Annotated in this window: 14 protein-coding genes and 1 pseudogene; 3 read left to right on the top strand and 12 right to left on the bottom strand. The window is 66.7% G+C overall.

What is annotated here, in order from left to right:
* Positions 1-123: 123 nt before the first annotated feature.
* Entirely contained in the window at positions 124-1,290 is a 1,167-nt protein-coding gene (locus BA022_RS11610; protein ID WP_088887577.1) for a GGDEF domain-containing protein, read from the top strand.
* A 30-nt stretch (positions 1,291-1,320) separates the two neighbouring features.
* Here BA022_RS11610 and pgi read toward each other — a convergent pair whose 3' ends face one another.
* Together pgi and tal are read right to left on the bottom strand one after the other, a co-directional pair.
* Positions 1,321-2,937 (bottom strand): glucose-6-phosphate isomerase, encoded by a 1,617-nt coding sequence (gene pgi, locus BA022_RS11615; protein ID WP_088887578.1) that lies wholly within the window; start codon positions 2,935-2,937, stop codon positions 1,321-1,323.
* Positions 2,934-3,884, bottom strand: a complete 951-nt coding sequence (tal, locus tag BA022_RS11620; RefSeq protein ID WP_088887579.1) for a transaldolase — start codon at positions 3,882-3,884, stop codon at positions 2,934-2,936. Before tal ends, pgi begins: the two co-directional genes overlap by 4 nt.
* Positions 3,885-4,078: 194 nt before the next feature.
* Between tal and zwf the strand changes: the two genes are divergently transcribed.
* Both zwf and BA022_RS11630 read left to right on the top strand, forming a co-directional pair.
* Positions 4,079-5,554 (top strand): glucose-6-phosphate dehydrogenase, encoded by a 1,476-nt coding sequence (zwf, locus tag BA022_RS11625; protein ID WP_088887580.1) that lies wholly within the window; start codon positions 4,079-4,081, stop codon positions 5,552-5,554.
* Positions 5,548-6,393, top strand: a complete 846-nt coding sequence (locus BA022_RS11630; RefSeq protein ID WP_088887581.1) for a MurR/RpiR family transcriptional regulator — start codon at positions 5,548-5,550, stop codon at positions 6,391-6,393. Before zwf ends, BA022_RS11630 begins: the two co-directional genes overlap by 7 nt.
* Positions 6,394-6,599: 206 nt before the next feature.
* On the opposite strand, the gene BA022_RS11635 is transcribed toward BA022_RS11630, so the two are convergent.
* The 10 genes and pseudogenes from BA022_RS11635 to BA022_RS11680 all read right to left on the bottom strand — a co-directional run bounded on the left by BA022_RS11635 (position 6,600) and on the right by BA022_RS11680 (position 19,423).
* Positions 6,600-7,094: a YbhB/YbcL family Raf kinase inhibitor-like protein gene (locus tag BA022_RS11635; protein ID WP_088887582.1), complete on the bottom strand. Its 495-nt coding sequence runs from the start codon at positions 7,092-7,094 to the stop codon at positions 6,600-6,602.
* A 78-nt stretch (positions 7,095-7,172) separates the two neighbouring features.
* Positions 7,173-9,086, bottom strand: a complete 1,914-nt coding sequence (locus tag BA022_RS11640; RefSeq protein ID WP_088887583.1) for a bifunctional metallophosphatase/5'-nucleotidase — start codon at positions 9,084-9,086, stop codon at positions 7,173-7,175.
* Positions 9,087-9,265: 179 nt separating this feature from the next.
* A complete protein-coding gene (locus BA022_RS11645; RefSeq protein ID WP_047350968.1) occupies positions 9,266-10,300 on the bottom strand; it encodes an ABC transporter ATP-binding protein in 1,035 nt (344 codons plus the stop codon).
* Positions 10,297-11,274: pseudogene (locus BA022_RS11650) on the bottom strand (ABC transporter ATP-binding protein). Before BA022_RS11650 ends, BA022_RS11645 begins: the two are co-directional and overlap by 4 nt.
* Before the next feature lie 188 nt (positions 11,275-11,462).
* Positions 11,463-12,374 (bottom strand): ABC transporter permease, encoded by a 912-nt coding sequence (locus BA022_RS11655; RefSeq protein WP_011804140.1) that lies wholly within the window; start codon positions 12,372-12,374, stop codon positions 11,463-11,465.
* A 48-nt stretch (positions 12,375-12,422) separates the two neighbouring features.
* Positions 12,423-13,943: an ABC transporter substrate-binding protein gene (locus BA022_RS11660; protein WP_335583069.1), complete on the bottom strand. Its 1,521-nt coding sequence runs from the start codon at positions 13,941-13,943 to the stop codon at positions 12,423-12,425.
* A 90-nt stretch (positions 13,944-14,033) separates the two neighbouring features.
* Complete coding sequence (locus BA022_RS11665; RefSeq protein ID WP_088887584.1) at positions 14,034-15,260, bottom strand: M20 aminoacylase family protein; 1,227 nt, start codon at positions 15,258-15,260, stop codon at positions 14,034-14,036.
* 1 nt (position 15,261) lies between these two features.
* Positions 15,262-16,245: an ABC transporter permease gene (locus tag BA022_RS11670; protein ID WP_012655668.1), complete on the bottom strand. Its 984-nt coding sequence runs from the start codon at positions 16,243-16,245 to the stop codon at positions 15,262-15,264.
* Positions 16,246-16,394: 149 nt separating this feature from the next.
* Complete coding sequence (locus tag BA022_RS11675) at positions 16,395-17,975, bottom strand: ABC transporter substrate-binding protein (protein WP_088887585.1); 1,581 nt, start codon at positions 17,973-17,975, stop codon at positions 16,395-16,397.
* 254 nt (positions 17,976-18,229) lie between these two features.
* Complete coding sequence (locus BA022_RS11680; protein WP_012655666.1) at positions 18,230-19,423, bottom strand: porin; 1,194 nt, start codon at positions 19,421-19,423, stop codon at positions 18,230-18,232.
* Between the last annotated feature and the right edge of the window lie 51 nt (positions 19,424-19,474).

Here is a 19,474-nt window from a genome sequence, read left to right on the forward strand (position 1 = left end):
TACGCAAAAGCAAGCTTTGCGCTCCTCGCATAATTGTATTTATATGTAAATATTAGTAATTCATTGCTAGCGGTTCACTCTGGCCGTACCGCCATCGCACGGCCCTTCGCAGGAGCCTCCGCCATGCACACGACCCCTCGCCGTCTCTTTCCCTGCATCCTCTCCCGCGACCCCTACCGGCGTGTGCGCGTCGGCATGGCGCTGCTCGCGCTGCTGCTGATGAGCTCCAGCGCCCTGGTAATGCTGTTGCTGCACCACCCCAGCGCAAACCACCACCTGGACGCTGTGCGGTGGTGGGCGGCGCTTTCGGTGGGGGGGCTCGCAGTCATCACGCTGCTGATCCGCACCGGCTGGTCCGAGCAGCTGCGCGATCCGTCCCTGACCCTGGTGCAAATGGCGTGGACCATCACCAGCGGCGCCGTGGCTTACGTGCTGGCAGGGGAAGGCCGAGGCGTGGTGCCCTCCGTGCTGGCCATGATCCTGTTCTTCGGTGCGCTGGGCCTGCCGCCGCGCCAGGTCGTAGGCATCGGGCTCTACGCGATGGCGGCGTTCTCGGTGGCGGTGGTCGTCTCGCCGCGTTTCTACGCAACGACTTTTGACGTCATGGATGGCGCCTACGCAGCCATGATCCTGATCGTGCTGGCCGGGTGCATGGTGGTGAACCTGCGCGTGCAGCAGATGCGCCAGCGCCTGGACCGGCAACGTGAGGCGCTGGCCGAAGCCCTCGCGGAAAACCGGGCGCTGGCCATGCGCGACGAGCTCACGGGCCTGTACAACCGCCGCGCCATGGTCGAGCTGATCCAGCTGGAGTGCCGGCGGCGCCGCCGGGGGCAAGGCGCGTTGTTGTTCGCCATGATCGATGTGGACCATTTCAAGCGCGTCAACGACCACCACGGCCACGCCATGGGCGACCATGTGCTGCGGGTGTTTGCCGACGCCCTGCGCGCCAATGTGCGCGAAACCGATGTGCTGGCGCGCTGGGGCGGCGACGAGTTCCTGCTGCTGCTCAGCGACATCGAACCACGCAGCGCCCAGACCCTGCTGGAGCGCACGCGCGAAGCCATCGCTGCCCTGCCCGTGCCCAACGCACCGCCGGGCCTGCGCCTGAGCATGTCCGCCGGCCTGGCGCTGCACCTGCCCCATTCGTCACCCCAGGAAACGCTGGAGCGCGCCGACCAGGCGCTCTACGCCGCCAAGGACCAGGGCCGTAACCGGGTGGCCCTGGCTCCAGAACTCCAGCCGGCGCCTGTAGATGATGCGCCGGCCATGCCCCAGGCAGCGCGCGCCTGAGCCCCGTCAGAGCAGGAAGCGCACCCCGTTTCAGGCCGCCAGACGGCGCAACAGCCCCGCGCTGGACGGGTCCAGCCCCTGCACATCACCCGTGGCCAGACGCGGCTCCAGATCCTTGGCGATGCCTTTGCCCAGTTCCACACCCCACTGATCGAAGCTGTTGATGCCCCAGAGCGCCCCGCTGGTGAACACCCGGTGCTCGTACAGCGCGATCAGCGCGCCCAGCGACGCCGGGTCCAGACGCTCCAGCACCAAAAATGTGCTCGGCCGGTTGCCGCTGAAGCGCCTGTGGCCGTCGGCCTCTTCGGGCCGCCCCATCATCAGCGCCCGGGCCTGGGCCAAAGCGTTGGCCACCAGACGCGGGTGCTGGTCCGGCAAATCACGCCCCGGCTCGCGCAGCGCGATGAACTCCACGGGCACGGTGTCGGGCCCCTGGTGGATCATCTGAAAGAACGCATGCTGCCCATTGGTGCCCGGCTCGCCCCAGACCACGGCAGAACTGGCATAGGGCAGCGGCTGACCGTGCGCATCCACCCCCTTGCCGTTGCTCTCCATCTCCAATTGCTGCAGGTACGCCGGCAGGCGGCGCAGGCCATGGCTATAAGGTGCCATGCTGCGGCTGGAGAAGCCGTGGAAATTGCGGTACCACAGGTCCAGCAGCGCCAGCCGCACGGGCAGGTTGGATTCCAACGGCGCGGTGCGGAAATGCTCGTCCATCGCATGTGCACCCGCCAGCAGTGCGCGAAAGTGCGGCGCGCCCACGGCAATGGCAATCGGCAGCCCGATGGCGGACCACAGCGAATAGCGTCCGCCCACCCAGTCCCAGAAGCCCAGCGTGGTGGTGATGCCGAACTGCGCCGCCGCTTCCAGGTTGGTCGTCAGTGCATAGAAATGGCGCGCCAGCGGCAGCCGCGCCCGCGCGTCCTCGCTGCCGCCCTGGTCCAGGAACCATGCACGCGCCGCCTGTGCGTTGGACATGGTCTCGGCGGTCGTGAAGGTCTTCGACGCAATGAGGAACAGCGTGCTTTCGGGCCGCAGCTGGCGCAACAGGCTGCCCAGCTCCATGCCGTCCACGTTGGAGATGAAGTGCAGGCGCTTGCCCGGATGGCGCAGGTCGTCCAGTGCCTTGACCACCATCGCCGGCCCCAGGTCCGAGCCGCCGATGCCGATGTTCACGATGTCGGTGATGCCGTCGTCAGCGCGCACGCGCTCGGCGAGGGCCAGCATGTCCTCCAGCGTGGCGTGCACGTCGTGCAAGGCAGAGGCGATTTCAGGCGCTACTGTATCGATAGCTGCTTGCGCTTGACCTGTATGCCCTGGAGCCGGTTTTCGCAACAACCAATGCATCACCGCGCGCTGCTCGGTGTTGTTGATCGGCCGGCCCTCGAACATTGCATCGCGGTAGGCCACCACGCCGCATTCACGGGCCAACTGCAGCAGCAGCGCTTCGGTGGGCGCGTCGATCAGGTTCTTGGACAGGTCCGCAAACACATGCGGAGCGTCCTGGCTGAAACGCTCGAAACGCTGCGCATCCTGCGCAAATGCGGCGCGCAGGTCGAAGCTGCGGCCGGCGCTTTCGTAATGGGCACGCAGGCGCTGCCACGCGGTCGTGTGGTCGCAGCGGGTGCGGGGATCGTCAAAATTCATGCAGCGGCTTGCATCAGTTGTTCCAGCTTGGCCGCGTCCGCCGCAAATGCGCGGATGCCTTCAGCCAGCTTCTCGGTGGCCATGGCGTCGGCATTGAGCGCATAGCGAAAGCCCGCCTCGTCGTACTGCACGGGTTGCAGCGCGACGCGGCGTGCCGCCTCGGGGTCGAGCACGCGTGCCACCGGAGCATCGCTGGCGGCCAGCTGGGCCAGCAGTTCGGGGGCAATGGTCAGCAGGTCGCAGCCCGCCAGCGCGACGATCTGCCCGGTGTTGCGAAAACTCGCACCCATGACCTCGGTGCCGATGCCGAAGTGCTTGTAATGGTTGTAGATGGCGCGCACGGACTGCACGCCCGGGTCATTGGCGCCGGCCATGGCGGCCTCGTCCCAGTTTGCGCCGGCCTGCTTCTTGTACCAGTCGTAAATGCGTCCGACGAAGGGCGAAATGAGCTGCACCTTCGCCTGACCACAGGCCACCGCCTGTGCAAACGAAAACAGCAGCGTAAGGTTGGTGTGGATGCCGCGGTGCTCCAGTTGGCGCGCGGCCTGGATGCCCTCCCACGTGGCGGCGATCTTGATGAGCACGCGGTCGATGTGCAGCCCTTCGGCCTGGTACAGCTCCACGATGCGCTCCGCACGCGCCACGGTCGCTGCGGTATCGAACGACAGGCGTGCATCCACCTCGGTGGACACGCGCCCAGGGATGATCGACAGGATCTCGCAACCGAAACGCACGATCAGGCGGTCCATCAACTCGTCGATGGCGCGGCCATGCCAGCGCGTCACGCAGTCCTTGAGCAGCGGCGCGTACTCGGGCTTTTGCACGGCCTTCAGGATCAGCGAGGGGTTGGTGGTGGCGTCCTGCGGCTGGAACTGGGCCAGCTGCTTGAAATCGCCGGTGTCGGCCACCACGGTGGTGTACTGCTTGAGCGCGTCGAGTTGGTTCATGGCGTGTTGTCCAGGGAGAAAGGCGCGGGGAGCCCTGCCCCGGCGCGTAACCGGCAAGTGTATGCGCGGCCACGGCCCGCCCCGTGTCGGTCAATGCCGACCATGAAACTCGATAACATCGTGCACTGGATACGGAGCACATGCGGGCACCGTTTTCCCATCGATCAACCTCTACACATTACCGCAGCTGGCTCATGAGCTTTGATCTGGTCCTCTTCGGCGGCACGGGCGACCTCGCCTGGCGCAAGCTGCTGCCTGCCTTGTTCCAGGCCTTTCGCCACGGGTCGCTGCCGCCGCAGGGACGCATCATCGGCGTGGCGCGCGACGCGCTGAGCGACGACGACTACCGCGCGCTGATTGCCCGGCGCTTTGCCGATGTGGAGGGAGAAAAGCGCCCCAGCGACGAAGAATTCGAACGCTTTGCCGCGCTGTTGCAGTACCAGCGCATGGATCTGTCCCAGCCAGAGGATTACGCCCTGCTGGCGCGGCGCCTGCGCGAGCGCCACGCCGACACGGTGGTGATGTACCTGGCCACCGCGCCCGCGCTGTTCACCACCGTCTGCGAGCAGCTCGGCGCTGCCGGCCTGGCGACGCCCGCCACCCGCGTGGTGCTGGAAAAGCCCCTGGGGCACGATTTGGCTTCCAACCGTGCCATCAACGCCGCGGTGCGCAGCGTGTTCGACGAACGGCAGATCTTCCGCATTGACCACTACCTGGGCAAGCCCTCGGTGCAGAACCTGCTGGCGCTGCGCTTTGGCAACGCGCTGTTCGAACCCCTGTGGCGGCGCGAGACCGTCGCCAGCATCGAGATCACCATGGCCGAGCAGTTGGGCGTGGAGCAGCGTGGCGCCTTCTACGACCAGACCGGCGCGCTGCGCGACATGGTGCAGAACCACGCGCTGCAGCTGCTGTGCGCGATCGCCATGGAGCCGCCCATCAACGCCCATGCCGATGCCATCCGCGATGAGAAGCTCAAGGTGCTGCGTTCGCTGAGTACGTGGACACCCGCCACGCTGCTGCAGGACGTGGTGCGCGGCCAATACTCCACCGGCACCACGGCCTGCGAGGGCGTGCGCGCCTATGCCGACGAGGACGGCGTGGCGCCCGGCAGCACCACCGAAACCTTCGTCGCCCTGCGCACCGAGATCGCCAATTGGCGCTGGGCGGGCGTGCCGTTCTACATCCGCACCGGCAAGCGCCTGGCCGCGCGCGAGGCACACATCGCCATCAACTTCCGCCCCACGCCCCACGCCATCTATCGCACGCCGCTGGGCGCGGCCAACCGCCTGGTGATCCACCTGCAGCCGCGCGACGGCGTGGCGCTGCACCTGTTTGCCGCGGGGCAGGAAAAGCGCGGCATGCGCATTTCCGAAGCCCAGGCGCTGGCGCCCGTGCAGCTGGACCTGGACTTCGACCAACGCTTTGGCAGCCAGCGCGTGGGCGCGTACGAGCGGCTGCTGCTGGACGTGATCGCCGGGCGCCTGAATCTGTTCGTGCGCGCCGACGAACAGGAAGCCGCCTGGCATTGGGTGGAACCCATCATGCAGGCCTGGGCCGAGCAGGACGCCCGTGGCGAAGGCCCACGCCCCTATGCCGCTGGCAGCTGGGGCCCCAGCGCCGCCAGCGCGCTGGTGGCCCGCGAAGGACACACCTGGATGGAAGAATGCTAGACCGCATCACCGCTTCCCTGCCCTCGCTCGCCCCCGCCGAGCAGCGCGTGGCCCAACTCGTGCTGGACGACCCGCGCGCCTTTGCCCACCTGCCGGTGCGCGAGCTGGCCGTGCGCGCGCGCGTCAGCAAGCCGACAGTGGTGCGCTTTTGCCGCAGCATGGGCTATGACGGCCTGGCGGACTTCAAGCTCAAGCTGGCCGGCAGTGTGAGCGAGGGCGTGCCCTTCATCCACCGCAGCGTGGACGCCGACGACAAGACCAACGACGTGCTGGTGAAGGTGGTGGACAACGCCGTGGCCGCCTTCCTGCAGTACCGCAACGCCGCCAGTACCAATGCGCTGGAGCGTGCGGCCGAGGCCATCGCCAGCACCTGGCAGACGGGGCGGCGCATCGAGTTCTATGGCGCGGGCAACTCCGGCATCGTGGCGCAGGACGCGCAGCACAAGTTCTTTCGCCTAGGCATCACCAGCATCTCCACCAGCGACGGCCACATGCAGGTGATGAGCGCCACGCTGCTGGGCCCGGGCGACTGCGCGGTGATCATCAGCAACTCGGGCCGCACGCGCGACCTGATGGACGCAGCCGACATCGCGCGCAAGAACGGCGCAACCACCATCGCCATCACCGCCAGCGGCTCTCCGCTGGCACACACCTGCCGCATCCACCTGGCGGCCGACCACCCCGAGGGCTATGACCGCTACAGCCCCATGGTCTCGCGCCTGCTGCACCTGCTCATCATCGACGTGGTCGCCACCTGCGTGGCGCTGCGCATCGGCGAGCCGCTGCAGCCGGTGCTGCAGCAGATGAAGAACAACCTGCGGGCCAAGCGGTATACCTGAGGACGCCCCCCTGAGCGGCTGCGCCCGGGCCAAGCCCGCTGCGCGGCGGCTGCTGGGATGGGGCGCGCCAGTTCCATGCCGTGCGCCCTATGGGGAAGCACAAAAACAATAGCTGCTACCGCCTGTCCTGCTTTGATTTCAGGCTCAAAATCATCTGAAATCAAGCAATGGCAAGCGGTAGCAGCTCTTTTTTTCAGAGCACCGCTTCAGCGCCCGTAGGTGGCGGTGAAGCTCGCCTTGGCCAGGGTGTGGGCGTTCACCATGAAGCCGGCGAGCGCGGCGGGGGCGTCGTCGGGCACATCGATACGCTCCACCGACAGCGCATGCACCGTGAAGATGTAGCGGTGCGGCTTGTCGCCCGGCGGCGGGCACATGCCGCCCCAGGCGTACTGCCCGTAGTCGTTGCGGATCTGGCGCGCGCCAGCCGGCAGGTGGGCGCCGCCCTTGGCGCCGGCGTTGGCGGGCAGCTCACTCACCGAAGCCGGCAGATCGATCACATACCAGTGCCAAAAGCCCGAGCCCGTGGGCGCGTCGGGGTCGTACACGTTCACGGCAAAGCCCTTCGTGCCCTCGGGCGCGCCGCTCCAGCGCAGCACGGGCGACTGGTTCCGACCGCTGCAGCCAAAGCCGTCGAACTCGAAGCTCTGTGCAATGGTTCTGCCGTCGGCGATGTCGGGACTGGTGAGGGTGAAGGCGGTCATGCGCGGTACTCCTGGGGTTCGTTGACGGGAAACCGTCAGTATGCCCGCGCATTCCCGCCGTTCACTTCACGGGTCCCGTCACTGCCCCGCGAAGCTCTTGGTGCTGTAGAGCTCGTGCGGCAGCCGGTTCAGCACGGGCAGGCCGGTGGCGGCGTCGCGCGGCTGCTTGTCGATGTAGCTGAAGAAGACATCGGCATCCAGCACGCCGATGTCCAGGCGCCGCGCCGCGGGCACGGCCGCCAGCGTCTTGTAGCCGTCGCCGCCCGTGGCGTTGAAGCTCAACACGAAGAGCCTGTAGGTCTTGGCCGGATCGATCGGCCCCCAGGTGCCGGTGGCGGCGTTGCGCACTTCGAGTCCGGAGGCGCGCTGGCCGAAGGCGGCCGAGGCGTTCACGTCGAAGCGCAGGCCGCCGGTATAGGGATAGGGCCCGGTCGATCCGCCCGCCTTGAACACGGCCTCCAGACCGTCTTCGAGCATGGATTTGACCTCCGCACCGGTCACGTCCAGACGGAACAGCATGTTGCCGAACGGCAGCACCTGGATCACCTGCGCTGCTGTCACCGTGCCGTCCAGCGCAATCCGCACACCGCCGCCGCTTTGCAGCGAGATGTCGGCGCCGCCGTACTTGGCATTGCCCTCGTCCACGTAGGCCTGCGCCACCAGCTGCTGGATGTCGCCACCGCGCAGATGCACGCTGCCCTCGGCGTTGCATGTGGGGCTGGAGCCGCCCGAGCCGGGATTGCCCGGCACGCGGCGGAAGCACAACTCCTTCGGCACCACCGCCACGTTGGTCTTGTTGAAGACGGCCACGCGGTCCTTGAACGGCTGCAGCGCCGTGGTGGCAGCGGCGGCTGGTTGCGTCACGCGCAGAAAGCCCTTGGCTGCCACGTCCGCATCGATAGCCTTCTTTTCGGCATCGGTCGGGGGCAATTTGTTGATGGTGAAGTCGCTACCGATCAGCACATGCGGCGTGCCACTGCACTGCGTGACCTCGCCCTTGCCGTCAAAACGCACCTTCAGCTCGCCCACCACCTGCGCGTATTCCCAGGCCTGCACCACGCAGACGTTCTTGCCGTCCTTGTCGGTCACGCGCGTGGGATAGGCGCCACTGGGCGTGCCCACGCCCGTGGTCTTGAGCGCGTCGGGGCCCAGCAGCGTGTGCGAATCGCCGCCCACGATCACGTCCACGCCGCTGAGCTTGGCGGCGATTTCCTTGTCGTAGCCATAGCCCACGTGGCTCATGACGATGATCTTGTTGATGCTCTGGGCACGCAGCTTGTCGATCTCACGCTGCGCCGCCGTGACTTCGTCCTCGAAGGTGGTGTCCGCGTCGGGGCTGGACGAGGCCTTGGTCTTGCCCGCAATCGTCAGGCCGACGATGCCGATCTTCTGGCCGCTGCGCTCCACCACGGTGGAAGGCTGCACGTAACCGGGTGCCTTGGTGGCGTTGAGCGCCGAGCCGGCACCGAACTTCACATTGGCGCTGAGCACCGCCGTCTTGCAGGCCCCCTTCTTGAGCAGGTCCAGGAATCCCTTGAGGCCCGCGTCACCCTTGTCGAACTCGTGGTTGCCCAGCGTGAAGGCGTCGAAGCACACGGTGTTCATCAGCGCAGCATCGGCCTCGCCGTCCGCGCCCGCGCGGTTGAAGTACAGCGTGCCGGTGAGCGCGTCGCCCGCATGCAGCTTGAGCACGTTGGCGCCCGCGGCCTTGGCCAGGCTGTCGAAGGCCGCGGTGACGCGCGCAAAGCCACCGGCTTCGACGGCCACGTCCACAGGCGCGGCGCCGCCCGTGGACAGCTTCAGCGTCTTGGACTTGGCGTCCAGTGTGGAGTGGTGGTCGTTGATGTGCAGGACGGTCAGCTCCAGCGGCTGGGCCTCGTCGTCATCGTTGCCACCGCATGCCGCCAGCACGCCACACGCCGCCAGCGCCACCGCGCCCATCCGCACCCGCCGCCCGTAGGGCTTGTTGGCCCATTGCATCCACGAACCCATGTTCTCGCTCCCTGTTGAATCGTTACAGAGTGGAGATGGTGGGAAGCAAGGATGACAGCGCCGTGAAAGCCCCACGCGGACGCCCGTAGAACAGGGGGCGCGCGGCCCCTTTTTGCTCACATAAAAAGAGCATTTACCGCTTGCTGCACAAGCGTTAGGGCCGTTTTTCTATCAAGCCCTCATACCGCCAACTCCGCCAACGGGATGCGTTTTTCCTGCACGCCGTGGCAGGCCACGCGCGTGCCGCCGTCATCAATGAGCTGGGGGCGCTCGGTGCGGCAGCGGTCGTTGGCGTAGGGGCAGCGTGGGTTGAACGCGCAGCCCGGCGGCGGGTTGAGCGGGTTGGGCACCTCCCCCTGTACGGGCGTGCGCGCGCGGCCGGTGTCGTGCATCTTGGGGATGGCGTCCAGCAGCATGCGCGTGTAAGGGTGGCGCGGGTTCTCGAACAGCACCTTCTTGTCGGCCAGCTCCACCAGCCGGCCCAGGTACATCACGCCCACCTGGTCGCTCACGTGGCGCACCACGGCCAGGTTGTGGCTGATGAACAGGTAGGTGAGCTGCCGCTGGCGCTGCAGGTCCTTCATGATGTTGAGCACCTGCGCCTGCACCGACACGTCCAGCGCGCTGGTGGGTTCGTCGCACACCAGGAACTCGGGCTCGGTGGCCAGGGCACGCGCGATGGAGATGCGCTGGCGCTGCCCGCCCGAGAACTGGTGCGGGTACTTGGCCATGTCCAGCGGCGACAGGCCCACGGACTGCAGCAGTTCGCCCACGCGCTTCTTGAGTTGTGCAGCGTCGGTGATGAGACCATGCTCGCGCAGGGGCTCGCCGATGATGTCCTCCACCAGCCATCGGGGGTTCAGGCTGGCATAGGGGTCCTGGAAGATCATCTGGATGCGCCGGCGCATGGCGCGCGCATCCTTGCCCTTGAAAGCGGCGTGCGCGTCCTGCCCGTCGAAGGTGAGGCCGCCGCGCGTGGGCTCGTACAGCCCCACCAGCAGGCGCGCCACGGTGCTCTTGCCGCAGCCGGACTCGCCCACCAGGGCCAGCGTCTTGCCGCGCTCGATCGTGAATCCCACGCCGTCCACCGCATGCAGCAGCGCGCGCGGCTTGCGCTCGATGACCCGGTTGAGCCAGGGCGCGGAGACATCGAACGTCTTGGCGAGGTCATGCGCCTGCACCAGCGGTGCGGTGGTGGTCGTCGTGGAGCTCATGCAGCCACCTCGCTCGTCACGTCGTGCAGCCAGCAGGCGGCCTGCGTAGCGCCGGCGGGCATGAGGTCGGGGCGCGCCTGGCGGCAGCGGTCGAAGGCGCGCGGGCAGCGCGGGTTGAAGGCGCAGCCCTCGGGAATGGCGTTCAGGCGGGGCATGGCTCCGTCGATCTGGTTGAGGCGCTCGCGGTCCTGATCCATGTCGGGAATGGACGCCATGAGGCCGGCGGTGTAGGGGTGGGCGGGCTGGTTGATGACCTCGTGCACGGGGCCGATTTCGGCCACGCGGCCGGCGTACATCACGGCCACGCGGTCGCAGGTCTCGGCGATCACGCCCATGTCGTGGGTGATCAGCATCACGGCCGCGCCGCGCGTCTTGCAGATGCTCTTGAGCAACTGGATGATCTGCGCCTAGATGGACACGTCCAGCGCCGTGGTGGGCTCGTCCGCCACGATGAGCTGCGGCTCGGCCGCCAGCGCCAGGGCAATCACCACGCGCTGGCGCATGCCGCCCGAGAACTGGTGCGGGTAGTGGTCGATGCGCTGCTCGGCCGCGGGAATGCCGGTGTCCTTGAGCAGGTCGATGGCCCGCTGGCGCGCCTGCGCGGCGCTCATGGGCAGGTGGGTGAGGATGGTCTCCACCAGTTGCTGGCCCACGGTGTACAGCGGGTTGAGCGAAGTCAGCGGGTCCTGGAAGATCGCGCCGATCTTGCGCCCGCGGATGTGGCGCATCTGCTCGTGCGGCAGGTTGTCGATGCGCTGGCCCTGCAGCACGATCTGGCCCGAGGCCACGCGCCCCGGCGGCTCCAGCAGACCGATGATGGACGCGCCCGTGAGCGACTTGCCCGCGCCGGACTCGCCCACCACACCCAGGATCTCGCCCGGTGCGATGGAGAACGACACGTTGTCCAGCGCGCGCAGCGTGCCGCGGCGGCCAGGGAATTCGACGACGAGGTTGTGGACTTCGAGAAGTGACATATCAGTTATCCAGTGCGGTGCGCGCCGCCCGCATCGCATGAAACGGGCGCCCCCCAAAACGAGGGCAGCCGAGCAGGGGTCCGGGCCGGCCGCGCCGCCCCGCAGCGAGGGCTGCGCCCCCCTGCCCGCATGGCGCAGCCATGCGAGAGCGGAGGGAAGGCGCAAAGCGACTCAGGAGGTGTTCCATTTCAGCGCAGGCGCGGGTTGAGTGCATCGCGCAGCCAGTCGCCCAGCAGGTTCACGGACAGCGCGATCAGCACCAGCATCACGCCGGGGAAGACAGTGATCCACCACTCGCCGGAGAACAGGTAGTCGTTGCCGATGCGGATCAGCGTGCCCAGCGAGGGCGACGTGGGCGGCGCGCCCACTCCCAGGAAGGACAGCGTGGCTTCGGTAATGATGGCCGTGGCCACCTGGATGGTGGCCAGCACCATGACCGGCCCCAGCACATTGGGCAGCACATGCTTGCGCATGATGCGCAGCGGCGACACGCCGGTGACGCGCGCGGCCTGCACATATTCCTTGTTGCGCTCCACCAGCGTGGAGCCGCGCACGGTGCGCGCGTACTGCACCCAGCCCGTGAGCGAGATCGACAGGATCAGCACGCCGAAGGCCAGCGAATCGGGCGCGTTGGGGAACACCGCACGCCCCACGCCGGCAATCAGCAGCGCGATCAGGATGGCGGGGAACGACAGCATCACGTCGCACAGGCGCATGAGCACGCCGTCCACCCATCCGCCGCGAAAGCCCGCCACCAACCCCAGCGCCACGCCTACGACGACCGACAGCGCCACGGAGGCCAGGCCCACCACCAGCGAGATGCGCGCGCCGTAGATCAGCGCCGAGAGTATGTCGCGGCCCTGGTCATCGGTGCCCAGGGCGTACTTCCAGGTGCCTTCGGCCTGCCACACGGGCGGCAAGCGCGCGTCCGACAGCTCCAGCGTGCTCAGGTCGAACGGGTTGTGTGGCGCCACCCAGCCGGCAAAGATGGAGCAGAACACGCACACGGCGGCAATCAGCGCCGCGATGATGGCCACGGGCGAGGTGCGAAAGCTGTGGGCCACGTCGCTGTCGTACCAGCGCAAGAGCGTTTGTTTCATGGGCGAAGGGTCAGGCAAAAAAGGGGGGAAGGCGGCAAGGTCGTACGGTCAGGGGCCCACGCCCATCCACTTGAAAGGCATGGTGTTGTCGGCCATCTGCACCAGGCGGATCTTCTTGGACACGCCCCAGGCCAGGGCCTGCTGGTGCAGCGGGATGTAGGCAATGTCGGCGGCCTGCAGCAGCAAGGCCTCGCGCAGCAGCGCATCGCGCCGGGTCTTGTCGGTCTGCGTCTGGACCTGCAGCAGCAGCGCGTCCAGCCGCGAGTTGCAATAGCCCCCCAGGTTGAAGTGGCCCGCGCCTTCGCCGCGCGGGCAGGCCGCCAGCGCGTTCAGCGCACCGTGTGCGTCGTAGGTGGAGGGCGTCCAGCCCATCAGGTAGAAGCCCGCGTCGCGTCGCAGGATGCGCGGGTAGTACTGCGCCTTGGGCTCCGCGCGCACCGTCACGCGCACCTGGAGGGTCGCCAGCTGTGCAGCGATGGCGGTGCACAGCGCTGCGTCGTTCACATAGCGGTCGCTGGGGCAGTCCAGCGTGAGCGCGAAGCCCTCGCCATAGCCGGCCTGCGCCATGAGCGCGCGAGCGGCCGCCACGTCGTGCGGCAGCCGCTTGACGTCGGGCTGAAAGCCATTGACGCCCGGTCCCACGATGAGCGCGGCCGGCGTGGCGGCGCCGCGCATCACGTTCTTGATGAGCGCATCGATGTCGATGGCCTGGTAGAAGGCCTGGCGTACGCGCCGGTCCTTGAAGGGGTTGGCGCCGCGCACGCTGGCGTACGGCAGCTCGTCGCTGTGCTGGTCCATGCCCAGGAACAGCGTGCGCAGCTCGGGCCCCGTGACCACGCGGACCAGTCCGGCGGCGCTCACGCGTTCGATGTCCTGTACCGGCACGGGCTCCATCACGTCCACGCGGCCGGCCAGCAGCGCGGCCACGCGCGCCTCGTTGTCCGGAATGGGCAGGAAGACGACTTGGCGTGCGTTGCTCTCGATGGTGCCCCAGTAGCGCATGTTGCGCTCGAACACGGTGCGCTGCTGCGGGCGGCGCTCGGCCAGGCGGAACGGCCCCGTGCCATTGGCGCGCAGCGCGGCGGCGTGCCCCGCGGCCCCGCGCGCCTCGCCTACCTGCGCGATGCCCTGCGCCTCGCTCCAGCGCTGGTTCATCATGTAGACGTGCGACAGCAGGGCCGGCAGCAGCGGCGTGGGCTCGCGGGTTTCGATCTCGATGGTGTGCGCGTCCAGCTTGCGCACCTCGCGCACGCCGCTCAGGTAACTGCGCATGTCCGAGCCGTCGGACTGCGCGCGCCGCAGCGAAAACACCGCATCGTCGGCCGTGAAAAGCGCACCGTCGTGGAAGGACACGCCGCGGCGCAACTCGAAGCGCCATACGGTGGGGGTGGTCGCACGCCAGGCCAGTGCCAGCGCAGGCACCAGGCTCAGATCCTTGTTGCGTCCCACCAGAGGCTCGTACACATTGCCGGTCAGGCTGAGCTGCAGCGATTCATTGAGCGCATGTGGATCCATCGACAGCGCATCGCCCTGGTTGGCCACACGGATGGTTTGCGCATTAGCTACCAAAATATAGCTGCTAGCGCTTGCAGTACAAGCGCTAGGGCCATATTTCGCATCCAGACCGTGCTCCGCATCATGCTGCTGTACCGTGCGGTCTCACTGCGCTTGCCCCAGGGGCATGGCCTGCTCGACCAGGCCGGCATGCAGGGCCGCGCCCAGGGGCAGCACGTCGTCATTGAAGTCGTAGCGGCTGTTGTGCAAGGTGCTGTTGCCAGCGCCCATGCCCTGCCCCAGGCGCAGGTAGGCGCCGGGCCGGGCCTGCAGCATGAAGGAGAAGTCCTCCGCGCCCATGCTCGGCTCCAGGTCGCGGTCCACGTTTTCTTCGCCCACCAGCGACGCAGCCACGTCGCCTGCGAAGCGCGCATCGCTCTCGGTGTTGATGGTGGCAGGGTAGATGCGCTCGTAGCGAACGGTGGCGGTAGCCCCAAAGCCCAGCGCGATGGCGTTGCACAGCTCCTTGATGCGGCGCTCCACCATCTCCTGCACGGCGGGGTCGAACGTGCGCACCGTACCCACCAGCGTGGCCGTGCCCGGCAGCACGCTGAACGCGCCCAGGTCGCCCGCCTGCACCGCGCACAGGCTGATGACTGCGCTCTCCAGCGGCCGCACGTTGCGCGAGACGATCCCCTGCACGGCGGTGACGATGTGCGCGGCCACCAGCACCACGTCCACCGTCTGGTACGCATGCGCACCGTGGCCGCCGCGCCCGGTCACTTCGATCGTGACGCGGTCGGCCGCCGCCATCATGGCGCCACTGTTGATACCCACGGTGCCGGGCCGCATGGCCGGCCAGTTGTGCATGGCGTACACCGACTGCACGGGAAAGCGCTCGAAGAGCCCGTCCTCGATCATCACGCGCGCACCGCCCAGGCCTTCCTCGCCGGGCTGGAAGATCAGCACCGCCGTGCCGTCGAAATGGCGCGTGGCCGCCAGGTAGCGCGCTGCACCCACGAGCATGGCCGTGTGCCCATCATGGCCGCAGCCATGCATCAGGCCGCTCTTGCAGGACTTCCAGGCGAAATCGTTGTGCTCGGCCATGGGCAGAGCGTCCATGTCGGCCCGCAGACCGATCATGCTGCCGCTGCTGCGGCCCTGGCCGTGGATGATGCCCACCACGCCGGTACGGCCGATACCTTCGTGCACCTCGTCCACGCCGGCGTGCCGCAGCGCCTCGCGCACACGGGCGCTGGTGTAGACCTCTTCAAAGCCCAGCTCGGGGTGGGCATGCAGGTCGCGGCGGAATGCGGTGAGCTCCGGGTGGTACTGCGCGATGTGCGCGAAAGCGCGTCCGCCTGCCTTCAAGCGCTGCTGTACGGCCTGCATGTCAGTGCCCTCCCGCCTTGCCGCCCACGCGCAGGCGCGGGTCCACGGCGAAGTACAGCAGGTCCACCACCAGGTTGATGACCACGAAGATCAGCGCGATCAGGCAGAGGTAAGCGGCCATCACGGGGATGTCGGCAAAGGTCACGGCCTGGATGAACAGCAGGCCCATGCCGGGCCACTGGAACACCGTCTCGGTGATGATGGCAAACGCAATCAGGCCGCCCAGTTGCAGGCCGGTGATGGTCATCACCGGCACCAGCGTGTTCTTGAGCGCATGGCCAAAGTGGATGGCACGGTCGGTCAGGCCACGCGCACGGGCGAACTTGATGTAGTCGGTGCGCAGCACTTCCAGCATCTCGGCGCGCACCAGGCGCATGATCAGCGTGAGCTGGAAGATGGCGAGCGTGATGGCCGGCAGCGTGATGTGGTGCCAACCCTTGGCCGTGAGCAGACCCGTGCTCCACCAGCCCAGTTGCGTGACATCACCGCGCCCAAAGCTCGGGAACCACCCGAGCGTGACCGAGAACACCAGGATCAGCAAAATGCCGATCAGGAACGTGGGCAGCGACACACCCAGCAACGACAGCGTCATGAACACCTGGCTGGTGAAGGTGCCGCGCTTGAGCGCCGCATATACCCCCATGGGCATTCCCACCGCGAGGGCGATGAAGGCGGCCACCAGCGCCAGCTCCAGCGTGGCCGGGAAGCGCTCGGCGATCAGCCGCGAGACCTTGGCCCCCTGGCGCAGGGAGAGCCCGAATTCGCCCTGCGCCGCATTCACCAGGAAGTGCCAGAACTGCACGATGAATGGCTGGTCCAACCCCAGGGCAGCACGCATCTCGGTGATCTGCTCGGGCGTGGCGTCCTGCCCCAGTAGGAAGACCACGGGGTCGCCCACGAACTGGAACAGCATGAACGAGATGAAGGCCACGGCGACCATGACGATCACGGCCTGGATAAGTCGACGCAGGATGAAGGCAAGCATTCTCGGGCTTTTGCAAGATGTCGGGCCATGCTAGCAGGCATCGGGGCGCAGCCAAGGCTCGTCCCCGCAGCGGCCGGGTGCTTAGCCTGGCCGTGGTTCGCCTGCGCGGGTGCTTTCCGCACGCAGGCGATACGTTATGGCACGGCCGCTCACTGGACCTTGACGGTGCGCATGTCGATGCGGTTGTCGGCGCGATGCACCAGCTCCACATTCTTCTTCATGGCCCAGGGGATGACCTGGTCGTACAGCGGCAGATGCGAGACCGTGTCGTTGGAGAGCTGCAGCGCCTCGGTCAGCATGCGCGCGCGCACCGGAGCGTCCGTCTCGGCCTTGATGCGGTCCACCAGGTAGTCCATGCGCTCATTGCGGTAGCGACCCACGTTGTAGTTGCCATCGCCACCAGTGCCCACGCTGCGCACCAGCGATTGCAGGCTGTACAGCGCGTCAAAGGTCGGCACGCCCCAACCCAGCATGTAGATGCTGGCTTCGCTGCGCTGGATCATGGGAAAGTAGGTCACCAGCGGCAGCGTGCGCAGCTTGGCTTTCACACCGATGCGCGCCCACATGGCGGTGACCGCCTGGCAGATGGCCTCGTCGTTGATGTAGCGGTTGTTGGGACAGGCGAAGTCCACCTCGAAACCGTCGGCATAGCCGGCCTCGGCCAGCAGCTTCTTCGCGGCCTCGACGTCGTAGGGCATGCGCTTGCCCACGGCCTCCGACCAGCCTGCGACCTGCGGCGCCACCAGGGTACCGGTCGGCTTGCCCAGGCCTCGCAGGATGTTGCGCGTGAGGGCATTGGCGTCGATGGACTGGTACAGCGCCTTGCGCACGCGCAGGTCCTTCAAGGGGTTCTTGCCCTTGATGTTGGAGCCCACGAGTTCGTCGCGGAACTGGTCCATGCCCAGGAAGATGGTGCGGTTCTCGAGTCCGTCCACCACCTTGATGTTGCCCGACGAGCGCAGGCGGGGCAGATCCTGCGGTGATGGGTCCAGCACCAGGTCCACCTCACCCGACAGCAGGGCGGCAATGCGCGTGGCGGCCGACTTGATGGGGGTGTAGACGATCTCGGTCACGTTGCCTTCCATCTGGCCCCACCAGTTCGGATTGCGCTTGAAGACCATCTTCACGTCGGGCTGCCATGTCTCCAGCGTGTAGGGGCCCGTGCCCATGGCGTTGCGATGGGCGAAGTTCTCATCGGTGCCCTTGATGTCCTTCGGCTCCACCGATCGGTTCTTCTCGGCCCAGGCCTTGCTCATCATGCGCAACTCGGTCATCTGCCGCAGCAGCACGGGGTTGGGCGACTTGAGGAAGATGTCGATGGTCTGCGCATCCACCTTCACCACCTTGTCGATGCCTTGCACATACGGCGTGTAGTTAGATGTCTTGGACATGGCGCGCTGCAGCGAGTACACGGCGTCATCGGCCGTGAAGGCGGAACCATCGTGGAACTTCACGCCCTGGCGCAGCGTGAAACGCACTTGTGTGGGGCTGACCTCTCGCCACGCCGTCGCCAGCATGGGCTCGACCTCGAAGGTACGGCTGTTGTAGTAGACCAGGCTTTCGTACACATACGAATGGATGGCGTTTTGCAGCGCGTTGTTTTGGGAGTGGATATCCCAGGTGGCGATTTCGCCCTGGCTGGCCCACTTGAAGGTCTTGGCATGCGCCGCTGGAACCACGGCCGCCGCGCAGGCGGCCGCAAGAGAAAGGATCAAGGCATTGATTCGCATGGGAATCCTCTTTTATAGAAAGGAGCGACTATGGCAGCGTGGCCGTGGCCACTGGCAAAGGGAAATCCCTGAAATGGTGCATCGCAGATGCGCCGCCATTCATCCGCAGTGCTAATGCAAAACCAATGCCCGGACTGCGTATCTACGCTCGGCAGGGCAAAACCCGTACTTCGAGAAAAAAACAACCTCCCGAAGGAGGTTGTTTGAAATCGGGGCGGGCCCATAAGGGCCCTTCCCTCCCCACTCAATGTGCCTTAGAAGCGATGGCGGACACCCACGGTGATGCCGGTACGGCTGCGTGCGCCGCTCGCCGCATCCAGCACGAGCGCGCTGCCGCCGCTGATGCTGGTGTGGTCCACGCCAAAATAGGCATCGGTGCGCTTGCTGAAGGCATAGTCCGCCACGGCCACGTAGAAGTTGACGTTGCCGTTGGAAGCACCCGTGGCCGAGCCCGACTGCTTACCGCGGAAGTAGTGCGCGCCCAGGTTGAGCTGAGGCGTCAGCTGATAGCCCACGCCCACCTTGAACAGTTGGCGCTTGTTGGCGTCGCCCGGCTGGAAGCCGCCATTGGTCTGGCCGGCCCAGAATTGCCCCAGGATCGCTCCGTCTACGAGGTTACGGAAACCCTGGATCGGGTTGGTCACCGTAGCGTATTTCGCCTTGTTCAGGCCATAGCCCGTGTTGAAGTACCACGGACCCGTGCGGTACGAACCGCCCAGAGTCCAGGCGTCTACGTCGGTGCCGCCTGGCAGCGTCGTGCGCATGTAGCCGCCGCCGACGGCAAACCCGCTCGCGGAGTAGCGCAGGTAGCCGCCAGCCGTCTTCCAGGCGCCACCGCCCAGGGTGCCTGCAACGTAGGCAGGCACTTGCGCCGCCGAGGCAGGCAGGCCAGCTTCCAATGCCTTGGTGTCGTTGTTCTCGTCAAATGAATATTGCAGCGAGCCTACGAAGCTGCGGTCCGGCGTTGCGAAGGTGTACTTCAGCATGTTGCTGGTACGCGCGCCCATGGCCATTCCCAACTCAGGCTTGTAGGCTTCCATGTAGGGGGAATACGGGAACGAAGCGTAGGTACTGGTCACCACGTCGAACAGGACGTTCCACTGACGTCCGGCAGTCAGGCGGCCATAAGGGCCTTGCAGACCCAGATAGGACAGTTGGAAGAAGGGGGTGGAAACACTGCCGTCATCGGCATTGAGACGGTTTTCCAGCACCACCAGGGCCTTGGACCCGCCACCCAGGTCCTCCTCCACATTGATGCCCCAGCGGCTTTGCGACATGCCGCCACCGATCATCTTCGTCAGGCCATCCTTGCCGGCACCTTCGTTGTTGGTGTGACGCACGGCGGCATCCACGATACCCCACAGCTCCACCTTACTGGTACCGGCGGACTGGGCCATTGCCACGCCCGCGCCGCACAGCGCCAGGGCAGCCACAATTTTCTTTTGCATACGACAGACTCCTCTTGGATTGATAACCGGCTCAAGATTCGCAGACACGCC

The sequence above is a fragment of the Diaphorobacter nitroreducens genome (assembly GCF_002214645.1).
GTDB classification, from domain to species: domain Bacteria; phylum Pseudomonadota; class Gammaproteobacteria; order Burkholderiales; family Burkholderiaceae_C; genus Diaphorobacter; species Diaphorobacter nitroreducens.

Coding starts and splice junctions, on each gene's coding strand:
- BA022_RS11610 (WP_088887577.1), top strand. CDS start 124: ATGCACACGACCCCTCGCCGTCTCTTTCCCTGCATCCTCTCCCGCGAC.
- pgi (WP_088887578.1), bottom strand. CDS start 2,937: ATGAATTTTGACGATCCCCGCACCCGCTGCGACCACACGACCGCGTGG.
- tal (WP_088887579.1), bottom strand. CDS start 3,884: ATGAACCAACTCGACGCGCTCAAGCAGTACACCACCGTGGTGGCCGAC.
- zwf (WP_088887580.1), top strand. CDS start 4,079: ATGAGCTTTGATCTGGTCCTCTTCGGCGGCACGGGCGACCTCGCCTGG.
- BA022_RS11630 (WP_088887581.1), top strand. CDS start 5,548: ATGCTAGACCGCATCACCGCTTCCCTGCCCTCGCTCGCCCCCGCCGAG.
- BA022_RS11635 (WP_088887582.1), bottom strand. CDS start 7,094: ATGACCGCCTTCACCCTCACCAGTCCCGACATCGCCGACGGCAGAACC.
- BA022_RS11640 (WP_088887583.1), bottom strand. CDS start 9,086: ATGGGTTCGTGGATGCAATGGGCCAACAAGCCCTACGGGCGGCGGGTG.
- BA022_RS11645 (WP_047350968.1), bottom strand. CDS start 10,300: ATGAGCTCCACGACGACCACCACCGCACCGCTGGTGCAGGCGCATGAC.
- BA022_RS11655 (WP_011804140.1), bottom strand. CDS start 12,374: ATGAAACAAACGCTCTTGCGCTGGTACGACAGCGACGTGGCCCACAGC.
- BA022_RS11665 (WP_088887584.1), bottom strand. CDS start 15,260: ATGCAGGCCGTACAGCAGCGCTTGAAGGCAGGCGGACGCGCTTTCGCG.
- BA022_RS11670 (WP_012655668.1), bottom strand. CDS start 16,245: ATGCTTGCCTTCATCCTGCGTCGACTTATCCAGGCCGTGATCGTCATG.
- BA022_RS11675 (WP_088887585.1), bottom strand. CDS start 17,975: ATGCGAATCAATGCCTTGATCCTTTCTCTTGCGGCCGCCTGCGCGGCG.
- BA022_RS11680 (WP_012655666.1), bottom strand. CDS start 19,423: ATGCAAAAGAAAATTGTGGCTGCCCTGGCGCTGTGCGGCGCGGGCGTG.